The following is a 13,165-nucleotide window of genomic DNA, read 5'->3' as shown; positions in this document are numbered from 1 at the left end:
TAAGCCTTATTTAGAATAATTACAAATAATAATATATTTATTTATTCTATTCTTTGCGATTATCGAAATTGCTTTGGTTTCATTTGGCAGGCCGCCTGTTCTGCAATCTCCACGATCCGTTTGTTTCGGGTTTCAGGGCGCTTCGCTAACGCAATCCATTGCAGCAACATTTTTTTTGCTGATTTACTCAAACCGGCAAAGAATGCTTCAGCCTCGGGATAGCTCTTCAATGCACTGTCCAGATCTTCCGGAATAAACAGTTCCTCTACACTATCGAGAGCGGACCACGAGCCGTTTTCCTGGGCCAATCTGATTACTTCCAGTCCAGCTGGAGTCATCTGTCCATTCGCAATAAGCTTCACTATTTTTTCCTTGTTGACCCTAGACCAAGTTCCCTTGGACTTACGTCTGCTGAATAACTGCTTAAAAGAGCCTTTCTGAATTGTTTTTCTTGTACTATCAATCCAGCCGAAACACAATGCTTCATCCACCAATTCACTCCAGGCTACAGCCGGCTGACCCGAATTCTTTGTATGACAGATAATCCACACGGATTTCTCCACAAGATGGTTATCCACTAGCCACTGCCGCCATTCCGCCTGTGTATGAATACTGATGGACTGCACTTCCTTAACCTGTTGTATCTTATTCATTTGTAGTTTATTTATTATTTCCGGATCTCGGCGGGATTATCCCCACAGAAATATTTCTACAGGGTTCAGCATTTTACTGCATTATCAACCCGCCCCCCTATTACTGGTATATAAAATTAGTAAAACAAAAGACAACAGTTTGTCAGTACGGAATAATTCTACAGGATTACTTCGGAGATGAATCGCTTTAGATGGGGAGTGTAGTCAATTTAGGTACCGCAAAAAAGCAGGTAAAACCTTATTTTTTCTATCCAAATTAATATTATATTTAATAAACCGATTATTGATGGTTTTCCAGAGAAATAACAAGATACCGTCTAAAACTGAGCATTATGAAAAATATTAAAATTGAGATCAAATGGGCTATTTTTTTCACACTGATGACTTTAGTGTGGATGCTATTAGAAAAAGTGTGTGGGCTCCATGGCAAGTATATTGACTATCACCTTTATCTGACCAATCTTTTTGCTATCCCAGCAATCCTATTTATGGTTCTGGCCCTGAAAGATAAGAAGACAAATTTCTACCATGGTAATATAAGCTATATCCAAGGATTAATTTCGGGCTTAATGCTTTCTGCTATTATCGCTTTATTAAGTCCGCTGACACAATGGATTATTTCTTATATCATCACGCCCGAGTATTTCCCCAATGTCATCAAGCGATCGGTCGAAATAGGCTATTATAAAACAACAGCCGAAGCGGAAGCAAATTTCAACTATAAGAATTATGCCATTAATTCTACTATTTTTGCTTTCATTTTCGGTGCAGTCACAACGGCGATCGCGATGATTTTTATTCGTACAAAAAAGTGATCCATACGATGGGTAACAATATGCTGACGAATTATCTGTTTTAATATTTTTAGTTTCGAACGATTGGACTATGGTCAATAAAGGTTTTGGTTTAGCTTTAACTGGAATTCCGACAGAATTTGGAGATCTAGCAGCATTGGACGATTTTACATTTCCAAATGGAAGAAGCTTTCCCACATCTTATAAAGAATTTGTATTAACATACGGATATGGATTAGCGTTGGCAGAATTCCATATTTATCTACCAATGGGCGAGTATGGTGATTCTTTATTTGTGCGAACAGCTGCAATAAAAAACACTTACATTGCCGATGTTGGGCTTGGGGATATCTGGTTTGACATCGCGCCTGACGGATCTCCCGAATTATTAAAACGACTGTTCCCCTTTGCTTGCAGCGACAATGGCTATTATCTTTTTTGGGATTGTGACTCCGCATCAGCTCATGAATTCGACATCTATCTAACAGACTTTGGAGGGGTGGGATTTCGAAAAGTTGGCCGGTCATTGTATGAACTCGTCGACAACTTAACCAGTCATCACAAAGCGTTTCTACCTTTTTCCAGTGATCCCCTACCCAGGACTTTTAAATGTCTGACCAAAGTTGAATAACAAAAACCTATAGGTCAGTATCACTTTTCGATATGGACCACAAGAAGTCAATAAACATATTGAAAACAACAGATCACCAAATAAAAAAAGCAACTGATCCTGCTTAAATTAACATTCGAGCAGGATCATTCTTTCCAATTAAAATTCAATCTCTTTTATTGCAAATTGATTGTTCCCAAGATATTAATCAGATATTTAGACTGAGGATCCCGCCAATGTTGTATTCCACGATTTGCAAAACGAATGGCATATTCAGCATCATACTTTAATGCAGTCTCAGCATCGGGTAACCACACCCCTAGCTTATACTGTCCCACGGGAAGACTGATTGGCAGTACAACCTGTTTCGTAATCAAGTATGAAGCTGTATTTGTAGATACATTCCAGTTTCGTGCATCCTCTTGAAGGGAAAACGTTGTTACTTCGTTGTTACTATCGATTAAAGCTAAATACAGGTTGCGCGAATTAATCAGATTTGAAAACCCTAGATTGGTCAATAGGATCTGAATATCAAAATTACTCCCGCGCGTCACATTTCCCTGGAAGCGAGCTTCCCTTATCTGAAACCGATAACCTAAATGATCACGGATGAAATCGTAGTAAGAACGTGTTACAAGCTGTCCATTAGCATTCGTAAAATACGCCGTATCCCTTGGTATACTGGAATAACCAGAGTTAACAATATCAGCCAGCGATACTTGTTTATTTCGCCAAATCTGCAGGTTGTTTTTACTTCCGCCATTGAGCTGATCCCGCATACTAAATGAAGTATATCTATGTTCACTCAATATCCGCAATACCGTCATTGAATTCATCTCTTTATTAAAATCATAAGGACCTGAGCCATTGGAAAAATAGGGAATTTCACCATCCATCCATAACCCCTTAGCATTCTCATTCTTAATCTGAGTATAATCAGCTGAACCTATTGTAAAATCAGAGCCAGGAGCCTGTAGTCCCGTCGTAAAAAAATCATTATTAAATGCGATCCGATTATAATCAGCTGTCGTAAAAGGCAACCAGGTGACACTCCCCGAAAGCGCATTATTTTTAAGTCTAGGGTATCTCGCCATCACTTGGCGTTCATTGCTCATTGCATTCAAAATAGACTTAAATATAACAGAAGTAGCATCAGCATAATTCGTGTGGTTATAATAGGAAGCACCCCACTCTCCCCAATCACCGACAAATCCAGCCTGTATAACAGGGACCTGTCCCTTATTCACTGTAAAAGTTGGTGTTAGCTGCTGTAAATGCCGTTGTATATGCTGTACGGTGTAGGGAATCTTTGTTGTTATCAGCGGTGATCCATCATAGGAAAACCGAAGCAGTGTTTTGATATGTGCATTCTTTAATTCATCAAAATAATATTGTATGTTGGCTAACGAGATCGTACTTAAATCTGTCTGTGCCTCTTGTGTCAGGTAAATATAAAACTGTGTTAATGTTAGACTATCACTTGAAGAACCTGTAGGAGTCTGTCCCAGTGGATAGGCTGTGATTGCATTTCCCAATCCGCTGGTATAATTCTGTCCGTTGAACACCCCTTGTCGATTATTCGCATAGACAAAAAATTCACTTCGGTAGCCTCGTTCAGGATTTCGTAATGGATCACTGAACTGTTCCCCAGCGTGTAGACCTAAATAAGTATGTGCGGGACCAGCAGCTGACACCTTGAGTTTTTTTGCTTCTAGTAAAGGTTCTACTTCCTTAACAATGTTCTTGCCACAGGAGGCAAGAGATACAAGCAGCCAGGCAAAGGCAAGCCTCTGCAAGTTTCGCATTATTATTCTCATAATTTTATAGTTTGGATTGTGTTATTGGCGGATTAAAAGTCCGCAATGATATTAATTCGTCCATATGTAGGATGGTTGGTAATGATGCCCATATCATCATTGGCAAATTGGATATCGTATGCAGGTTTACCTGCCAGCTCTTCCTCTGGGTCTGGAAGCCACAACCCCACAGAGCCGGATCTTACACTAGACAAAGGCACTTCCATTTGAATATGATGGAGTAAAGCGATATCTTCCTTTCCGTTTGGATCATAAGGTTGCCAATGACGTGGATCGACAGATAATCTCTTCTTTTCCACTATTTTATTATCTTTATCTAATACGATAAGGTATACCGGCCTGGGGTTGTGAATAGTCGAAAAACCTACGTTTTTGACAACAATGTCGACAGCCAACTCCTTGTTATGACGTTGAACTATTGTATTGGCACGGTCTATATAAAGCCTATAACCTAGGTGATCCCTTATAAAATCATAGGCTGATCGAGCTACAGCATGTTTGTTTTCTGTAAAGTAACTCGGATCAAACAAGATCCCCATAGACTGGAGCATATCAGCTGTCAATGCTGTTTTTTTCCAGTTCGCGATATTCAGTTCATTGTTTTGTGTAATATCAAAGAGACTATAATGATGTTCCTTCAGGGCTTTGAGGCTATTCTGTACCGAAATTAAGCTGTGTAACCCCCACTCAGTCGCTTCGGCATAAGGAATCTCCCCCATTACCTGCACATAAGGCGATTCTCGTTGGACCTGTTCATAAGCCTGACTTCCAAATGTATAATCATTATCAGGTGCTTTGGGGTGTTCTGATGCCGTAAAATAATCGTTGTTATATCCTATTCGATTTAAATAAGCAGATTCCAGCTTAAGTTTTGTCTTTTGATTGGGGTAACGGATTGTTGTCTGTCTATCTGCAAAAATATCCAGTATGCGCCGCACCATTTTTGCTTTGTTGACATCATCGGAACTCATTCGCGAACTATGCCCCTCTCCCCAAGCGCCAATAAATCCAATCTGCCAAATATCAATTAAACCTATATTTTTTTTGATCAGCGGCTCCAACTGGTTTATATGCCGAAAGACATCATCAAAGTTCGCTTTGGTACTTCCATAATCGACATCATAAGCAAACCGCAACACCACCTTAAAACCTTTCTTTTTAACCTCGTCAAAGATAAATTGCATCTTGTCTAACCCTTCTTTCGCAATATCGCTCCCTACATAATCCGTGAGATAAAAGTATAGCTGCAACACCGAAATATTATCATCGGGACTCCCATAGCGACTAATCTGTTCGTCTATCCACCCTTTTGGATAGGCAACTTTGTGGAAAGGATTATATAAATTATGCGCAAAATAGTTGGACTCCAGATGATAACCCCGCTCAGGATTATGGATCGCACTTTTGGCAACAATTTGCATATGCTGATCTTTTTGTTGTAAGGTATCTGTCGAAACACCTCCGAAAGCCTGATGTATGGGCGCCAATAGCGCCCATACCAAAGTCAGCTGTTTGATTGTTTTTTTCATATTCCCATTTTTTTCAAAAATGAACCTTAGTAACCAGGATTTTGCTGAATTTTCTTATTTTCATTGATTGCCCACTGCGGAATGGGAAACAGCAGTCTACTTTCATCTGAATAAGATGCTCCACGTTTCTTAGCTTCCGAAAGATACTTCCCATGCCTAATCAAGTCCTCCCGACGATGCCCTTCCATAAATAACTCTCTAAATCTTTCATCCAATATAAAGTCATTTAAAGCATTTTCTCCGACAAAATCTGAAGCAATAATAGCTGTTGTTTTTGCACGGTTACGTACCATATTAATCAAACCTACCGCTTCACTACTAAGTGGCGAAATATGATTTAAGGCTTCGGCTCGAAGTAGCAGCACATCTGCATAGCGATATACTACCCAATCATTCCCGTGTGCTTCGCCTGTCGAAGCAGGATCAGCAGGATATTTATAGGGTACGGCACCCATCTGTGCCCACGACTCATTGATTGAGCGCAAATCGACCATGCCCTTGCTGGTATTGATACTGCCCCAGATTGATTTCAGGCGCTCATCACCAGTTTTAAACTTATCAAACATTGCCCAAGGGACTTTATAACCGCCCCATTTTTGTACGGGTATACCATTGGGTTCGACATACTCAGACGGCAACACATGGGCAAGCCAGTTATTATAGCGATCGTTTACAGTCAAACATGGAATAGCAAAGATGATTTCTGAATTCATCTCATTATCCACAGCAAAGATGGATGGATAGGATACCTGCAACGAATACTGTTTCAAATCCATGATCTCCTTCGAAATTTTAGCAGCTTCAGTCCAGTCTTTTTCATGCATCGCCAGTTTGAGGAGCACCATCAATGCGGTTCCTTTGGTAATACGACCATAATCCTGTGACGAATAGGCAACTGGGAGCTTATCCGCTGCATCCCGTGCTGTAGATTTGATAAAATTCAACATCCATGCTTTCGTAGGTCTTTCCGGTTGAAAGTTCGTGTTTGGATCCAGGGTTATTGCAGGATCTGTCACTATAGCTGTTGGTCCGTAGAAGTCATATAAGGTGTAGGCTAACAAAGCTGTTATCCCTTTTAGTTCAGCGCGATAACGCGCTTTGAGTTCGGCATCCATGCTAATAGGCTCAAGCTGCTCAGCAATATTGACACAATTGGTAATTGCTTTAATGTAGGGACCATAGGTTTTGGCCGTCACGTGTTCGCTATTCGAATTCCAGAGAAACTTGGCATACGTTTCCCAGACACCACCACCCCAATAACAGACAAACTCGTCGGTAGTAGCTGTATTCATCACCCAGCGTGATTGCCAGGATATATCCGAAAATCCACCATATGCTCCCCGGTTGAGAATACCATAGACTCCCGTGACCAACGTACGTGCGTCTTCTTCATTTTTCGGGTAATTCGATGGGCTCAAGCGATCGAACACTTGTGGTTCAAGATTCTCGCAGGAGTAAAACAAGGAAGCTCCTAGCAACAAAAGAAATATTTTTTTCATTATAATAAATGTATTAAAGCCAGTAATTTGATTAAAATCCAACGCTAAGTCCCAGTGTAAAGGATTTCGCTGGTGGATAGATACCCGTAAATTCAGGATCTATACCTTTGAAGCTGGTAAAAACAATAGGATTTGAAGCATCTACGTATACCCGAAAGGTGTTGAACCATTTTTTGTGAAACAACGGGTTGAGATCATAGCCCAATGTAATGTTGCGCACCCGAACGAAATCAGACTTTTGCAGTAAAAACTGTCCCGCACCCGGAAATGGATTGACAACAAATGGATTCGGATATTTTCCTTGCGTATTACTGCTCGACCAAAATTGATCGACCATATTGGGAATATTCCAACCCCGGTTGATATTGGGATTCATCTCCGTCACATAGCCCATGTAATCATTGTTGCGTCTCGTTCCAAACATACCATATATATGGATATTGAGGTCAAAACCTTTGTATCGAAAGGTATTACCGAAGCCCATGATGAATCTAGGATCAGCATTGGCAAGTTTGACGACATCGGCATCATTAATCTTACCATCGGGTTTTCCTGTCAGTTGATTGTTTTCATCGTAACCATTGATATCTTTGACTTTTTGCACGCCAGGCAATGCTCCCGGCATATGAGGGATCACTTCTCCTGGTTGCACCAGACCATCCAGTAAATATCCCCAATGCACGCGGATAGGATCTGTAGCTGATTCGTAGGATCGAAGAACCACATCTGGACTTCTCTCTTTCCAGCGATCACGATATGCAGACAGCGTCAATGTACTAGTCCATTGAAATGCACCTGTAAGATTCTGTGTATTCAAGGTCACCTCAAAACCTTTACTAGAGGTTTTACCAAGATTGGCCGCTACCTTATCCAAGGGAAGATAAGTCTTCAACTGCCTTTCACCCAGTAGGTCGGATATCGTTTTGGAAAACAATTCTGTCGTTACACTGATGCGTTCATCAAATAAGCCAAAATCCAGCCCGAGATTATACTCCGTTGTCGTTTCCCATTTCAGATCAGGATTGGCATAAGAAGAAAGGTAAGTACCCGTATTGACGGTATTTCCAAATAGATAATCGCTTCCGAAAGAATAGAAGGCAAAGGCGCCAGAAATATTGCTGTTACCCGTTTGACCAGCACTCAGACGCAATTTGGCACTTGAGATCCATTTTGCATCAGACATAAAAGATTCCCGATCAATCTTCCATGCAAATGCCCCGGATGGGAAATATCCAAATTTATTTCCTGCTCCAAAACGACTTGAGCCATCAGCACGCATGGTAAAAGTAAAGAGGTACTTATCCATCAGACTATAATTTAACCTTCCGAAATATGACGCAAGTTCATTAATGCTCTTGTAAGACCCAACTGTTGGACGTACCGATTCTCCGGCGCCGATGTTGCTCGTGCCAAAGGCATCTGTCGGAAATTTATTATTGGATAAATTATGACCTGAGCTTCCCATGGATTGCCATTCGTAACCGAGTAACATGCTTAGGTCATGTACCTCATTGAGCACTTTTCTATAGCTGACGGTCGTGTTAAATAATTTATCAAAACGATTATTCTGCCCAATTGTCGCCTGTCCTCCTACAGCCTCTCCATATAAGGTGGACTTCGGAAGATAGGTGTTGTTCACTGCATCCTGCTTGTCGAATCCTAACTGGGTACGTATTTTGAGATCTTTGAACGGTTCAATTTCAGCAAAGGTCTGCACCATCAAACGGTTCTGCTCGGTGACATTGCTAATATCGAGTAAGGAAACAGGATTCGGGAAGAACGTAGAGTTCGGAACAATGGAATAACTTCCATCCTGAAGATAAACCGGTAGTGTAGGTGTAAATTTAAGTGCCGACTCCAGTACACCGGTGTTCTCAGCTCCCCCAGTTCCCAAGGCTGGGTTATTGATATCTATACGGCTTCCACTCGCCCTTACACCCGCCTTAAGCCAGCTATTTACCTCCTGAGTGATATTTACTCGCCCAGTATAGCGATTGAAATCATTCTTCTTGACAATACCATCCTGTCCAAAATAATTAAATGATATGAGATAATTTGTCTTATCATTAGCACCGCTGATACTCAAGTTATGATCCTGAATACGTCCTTTTCGAGTAACCTCATCGATCCAGTTTGTACCCGTACCAGCAGCATTAATTTCATCTTCGGTATATGGGGCAGTAAATGCTGGTACAGTTGAGGGATCTTTACCACCGTATACACCAACTTTGTTATTGACCATCCAAAGTTCATATAGATAATTACTGCGCGCACGCATCCACTGACTGGCATCCATCATTTCCCAGGGTTTCTGAACACGTTGCATACTCGTTTTCAGATCATAGGAAACCCTAGCGCGCCCCTGTTTGCCGGATTTTGTAGTGATCAGAATAACCCCATTTGCAGCGCGGGCACCATAAATTGCTGTTGCGCTGGCATCCTTTAACACCTCGATGGACTCGATATCATTGGGATTAATCGAATTGAGTGGACTTCGACTACCGATGGAATAGCGGGTATTTGTTCCAGGATCCACACCGCCTGTCACTGGGAACCCGTCAATTATATATAGCGGTGCGTTTCCTGCTCCTGTTGAAGCTGCACCCCGAATCAACACCTCGACTCCTCCTCCAGGCTGTGCATCGGTTGACCGTACTTGTACCCCCGCGGCTTTACCTGCCAACATCTGTTCCACCGAAGCACTGGCAGCTTTCGGAAGATCTTCTGCTTTGATGGAACTGATGGCACCTGTAAGATCAGCTCTCTTCTGTGTTCCATAACCGATCACCACAACTTCTTCCAATTTACTATCTCCGGCTGGAATCATAGTAATAGTTGTCATCCTATTTGATCCAACGGCCACAGTACTGGACCTAAAGCCGATGTATTTGAACTCCAGCTGATCTCCAATATTGGCTTTAATTTCATAATTACCCTGTTCATCTGTGGCCGTAGAGATTCCTTTTCCGATGACATTGACCGATACACCAGCCAAGGGCTGATTATCTGCCTGAACTACCTTTCCACGCACAGCAGTTTGTTGTACGACAATCGAATTTCGAGAAATCGTTACTGTCCCATCATAGATACGGTATTCAAAAGGCTGATCTTTGAAAGCAATTTCCATGACCTCGCTCAACGGGGCATTTTGTAGATCAAGATTCACTGGTAGAGATTTTTCCAAAATACCCTTTTTATACATAAAGCGATAGTTTGTCTGCTTTTGCAATTCAGTTAGCAATGCTTTTAAAGTGATATTTTTCTTTTGAAGGTTTACTTTTTGCCCCAAAACACTGGCATGAACGCTTACTGTCAATGCAAGTGAAAACGCTAAAGAAAGTTTCATGACTAATACTGTTTTTCGAAGGTTAATGCCATAACGAGGCTCGTCTGGGTATTGCCTTAACCAGATTTTATACATAATTTTGAATTGATTAGGTTATTAAACTATTTGTTGCTACACATTTGGTATGCCGAATTACTTCCGGAGATATTTGCAGTATCTCCGGATTTCTTATACCATCATCATTTAGGTCAGTTTATTTCATTTTTCCTCCTTTATTTTTTTTGACAATTAATTTCTTTCCATTGATTTCGAACGCATATTGGGACATATCCGTCAGCATCTTACAGATCGTACCTAAAGTGTTCGAGCGTTTTGCGCCACCCATATACGTAGTTTGATCCAAACTTATCTGATAGTCGAGGCTGACATCATACCATCTTGATACTTCGCCAAGAATTTCCGGGAGAGTCTTTCCATCAAAGTAAAAAAAACCATCACGCCAGGACAACGCTTCGTTAATATCTGCCGTTTCTGTCTGCAGGGACTCCCCTTTATTAACCACGGCCTGCCCAGGAAATAGGCTAGCACGTGCCTGCTTACCAATTACGTCTACTTTACCTTCAGTCAATAAAGTTTTAACAATATTATTCTCATAATTATTGATATTAAATGCTGTACCTGTTACATGAACTGCATATCCCTGTGTTTCTACAATAAATGGTTTTTGTTTGTTCTTGGCCACCTCAAAAAAAGCTTCTCCAGAAAGCAACTTTATGCGTCGTTCGTTAGCAGAAAACTGGCTTGGGAATTCGATTTCGCTATTTGCGTTTAACCATATTTTGGTACCATCAGCCAGAATAGTCTGAAAAGTTCCTCCTTTTGGCGTGTGGATACGATTGGCCTTATATTCATTGGCATTTGCTTGATTCCTAAATTCAACAGAACCATTGGAAATATGAATCATATTTGTATCAATTACCATTCCCTGCTGGTTTGTTGCCCCCAATTCTACAACACGTCCATCAGCTAGCGTCAATATAGCCCCCGCATGCCCAGGTGTAACGTCATTTTTATAACCAAATTGATGGTCCGGAATAATCGATGTATGGGATTCGATTTGACGGTTTAAAAATAAGGAAAATGTAGCAATAAGTATCGCCGCAGATGCCGATAACCAAATAATCAAGGTCGATACACGTTTACGAGGTGATGCTTTTGTTGCCCCTCTTTCTTCAAAGTTAGCCCACTGCTGCGCAAGATCTATTTTGCCCAATTCTTCAAGGTCTTGATCAAGCAGATTAGCTTCGCTTAGGTCGACAAGTATTTCACTGACTTGCGGATTTTCGTCCATATATTTTTTCAATCTCACGATTTCCTCTTCAGATGACACTCCCTGAATGCACTTCGCTAAAAGTCCGGCAAAATAAAGGTGTTCTCCATTTTTATCCATACGGTAACTTAGGTTTTTTAATACTATGTACCATTGCTAATAAAAAGGGGTGAAAAGAAAATAAACTTTTTTTTAGTGACAAAGGTAAATACATAGGAGGGCGAAAGCTTGGGGAGAGATTTTGTCCCTTAAGAGTTGGAGCGCACGTTTCTTTTGCGTCTTGACGGTATTAATGCTTACACCCAACATATCAGCTATCTCCTGATTTTTAAGTCCTTCTAAATAGCCTAATTTACATATTTACTTACAGCCCTGTGGCAGAGATTCCAAGGCAAGGTAGAGCTCAGCGATAACTTCCGACCGAAAAAGCTTCTCAAAAACAGCCGCATCTTCCCACTCCTCTACCTTCTCTTTACGAAAAAAAAGTTGAGCCGATTTTTGTTTTCTGATATTTTTGGAAGCGAGGTTTCTGACCGTTGTATATAAAAAAGATTTGATGACAGGAGGAGCATCCGAGGTCTTCATATTAGCATGTATCAACACCATAAAGCTATCTTGAACAAGATCATGTGCGATCTCCGCATCGTTTACCAAACTTTTAGCAAAAAGATACAAGCGATGGTAATTCAGATCGAAATAGACCTTTATTTCTTCATTGGATAAATTTCCCATATTGAATCCGTTTTTCAGGTATTAAACACAAACGATGTCAAAACAATTGGTGTAATAAATCAAAGTTAGAAGTTATCGCCAATTATCCAAATTTAATTTATAGGTGTAAAAGATTTAAAAAGACAATTGTTTCCTATTCTAACACAATATTCCCCAAAGGAGGATGACGTAAAAATAGCCTAATTATTACTGAGTTATCATAACTGATAGCATTCGTTTTATGGCAGTTTTGATTGTTGGTTTATAAACTTCAACATGTCATTTTTTACCATTTTTTCTGCACTCTGCCAAGACTAGCTTGATTAGCCTTAACTTTTAGAGCAAGTCTATTCTTCCAAACCGAGCTAACTTTTCGGCCCATTTTTCACTGTATGAATTTTTTAAGTTATGCAACTCTCCCATTGCCGAAGTTCGCACCGGAGAAATATGACACCTTTCAAAAACATCCTTCTTGATGCTCATAAAGTTTGTTTTCTTAAACTGACTATATTCATGAAAAAGCTCATTATCCAATATACTGACAATACGTGCAGATTTCCCATAAAAGTTATTGTCAATGCGATTAGGGTCTAAGTTGCTCTGATTGGACAGGAATAAACGATCAAAAAATCCTCTTATTTTAGAAGGTATATAAGAGCGATAGACTGGGCAAAATAAGACAATATGTTTGGCCCAATGTAGCTCACGCAGTGCATCCTGAAGATCAATCTCTAATGGACTTGAGTAGATGGACGGAAGTTTGATATTATAATTAAAAAGCAAGTCAACGATTTTCAGATCATGCACAATACCATCGGCTTGGTAAACACCAGCGCGGTAAGCATCCATCAAAAAATCAGTGGACGCTGTTTTAAAGAGGTCTCCGTTGATTAACAATACGTTCTTCATCTTCTGCTAACATAAGCAAAAAAATAA

The 13,165-nt window shown here is 40.5% G+C and carries 11 protein-coding genes; 2 read left to right on the top strand and 9 right to left on the bottom strand.

Going from position 1 to position 13,165, the window contains the following annotated elements:
* Nucleotides 1-59: 59 nt before the first annotated feature.
* Entirely contained in the window at nucleotides 60-653 is a 594-nt protein-coding gene (locus tag M2408_RS10020) for a YdeI family protein (RefSeq protein WP_259181389.1), read from the bottom strand.
* Between the two features lie 332 nt (nucleotides 654-985).
* Here M2408_RS10020 and M2408_RS10015 point away from each other — a divergent pair, with 332 nt between their 5' ends.
* Both M2408_RS10015 and M2408_RS10010 read left to right on the top strand, forming a co-directional pair.
* Complete coding sequence (locus M2408_RS10015) at nucleotides 986-1,468, top strand: DUF4199 domain-containing protein (protein ID WP_259181387.1); 483 nt, start codon at nucleotides 986-988, stop codon at nucleotides 1,466-1,468.
* A 70-nt stretch (nucleotides 1,469-1,538) separates the two neighbouring features.
* On the top strand, nucleotides 1,539-2,078 hold the full coding sequence (locus tag M2408_RS10010; RefSeq protein WP_259181386.1) for an SMI1/KNR4 family protein: 540 nt from the start codon (nucleotides 1,539-1,541) through the stop codon (nucleotides 2,076-2,078).
* 155 nt (nucleotides 2,079-2,233) lie between these two features.
* Here the strand turns inward: M2408_RS10010 and M2408_RS10005 are convergent, their stop codons facing one another.
* From M2408_RS10005 to M2408_RS09975, 8 genes are all read right to left on the bottom strand, one after another.
* Nucleotides 2,234-3,874 carry a DUF4832 domain-containing protein gene (locus M2408_RS10005; protein ID WP_259181384.1) on the bottom strand — a complete coding sequence of 547 codons (1,641 nt, stop codon included), beginning with the start codon at nucleotides 3,872-3,874 and terminating at the stop codon, nucleotides 2,234-2,236.
* Between the two features lie 32 nt (nucleotides 3,875-3,906).
* On the bottom strand, nucleotides 3,907-5,403 hold the full coding sequence (locus tag M2408_RS10000) for a DUF4832 domain-containing protein (RefSeq protein ID WP_259181383.1): 1,497 nt from the start codon (nucleotides 5,401-5,403) through the stop codon (nucleotides 3,907-3,909).
* 26 nt (nucleotides 5,404-5,429) lie between these two features.
* Nucleotides 5,430-6,902: a RagB/SusD family nutrient uptake outer membrane protein gene (locus M2408_RS09995; RefSeq protein ID WP_259181380.1), complete on the bottom strand. Its 1,473-nt coding sequence runs from the start codon at nucleotides 6,900-6,902 to the stop codon at nucleotides 5,430-5,432.
* Nucleotides 6,903-6,933: 31 nt separating this feature from the next.
* On the bottom strand, nucleotides 6,934-10,248 hold the full coding sequence (locus M2408_RS09990; protein WP_259181378.1) for a TonB-dependent receptor: 3,315 nt from the start codon (nucleotides 10,246-10,248) through the stop codon (nucleotides 6,934-6,936).
* A 193-nt stretch (nucleotides 10,249-10,441) separates the two neighbouring features.
* Nucleotides 10,442-11,638, bottom strand: a complete 1,197-nt coding sequence (locus M2408_RS09985) for a FecR family protein (protein ID WP_259181376.1) — start codon at nucleotides 11,636-11,638, stop codon at nucleotides 10,442-10,444.
* Between the two features lie 72 nt (nucleotides 11,639-11,710).
* Complete coding sequence (locus M2408_RS26350; RefSeq protein WP_409049489.1) at nucleotides 11,711-11,878, bottom strand: sigma factor-like helix-turn-helix DNA-binding protein; 168 nt, start codon at nucleotides 11,876-11,878, stop codon at nucleotides 11,711-11,713.
* The gene (locus tag M2408_RS09980; RefSeq protein WP_259181375.1) at nucleotides 11,879-12,250 is read right to left on the bottom strand and encodes a sigma-70 family RNA polymerase sigma factor; all 372 of its coding nucleotides are present in this window, start codon (nucleotides 12,248-12,250) and stop codon (nucleotides 11,879-11,881) included. It lies immediately after the preceding gene.
* A gap of 315 nt (nucleotides 12,251-12,565) precedes the next feature.
* A complete protein-coding gene (locus M2408_RS09975; RefSeq protein ID WP_120257260.1) occupies nucleotides 12,566-13,138 on the bottom strand; it encodes an NAD(P)H-dependent oxidoreductase in 573 nt (190 codons plus the stop codon).
* Nucleotides 13,139-13,165 lie beyond the last annotated feature (27 nt).

Source organism: Sphingobacterium sp. BIGb0165, assembly GCF_024810095.1.
Classification (GTDB): domain Bacteria; phylum Bacteroidota; class Bacteroidia; order Sphingobacteriales; family Sphingobacteriaceae; genus Sphingobacterium; species Sphingobacterium detergens.
This window is presented reverse-complemented; position numbering and strand designations above follow the sequence as displayed.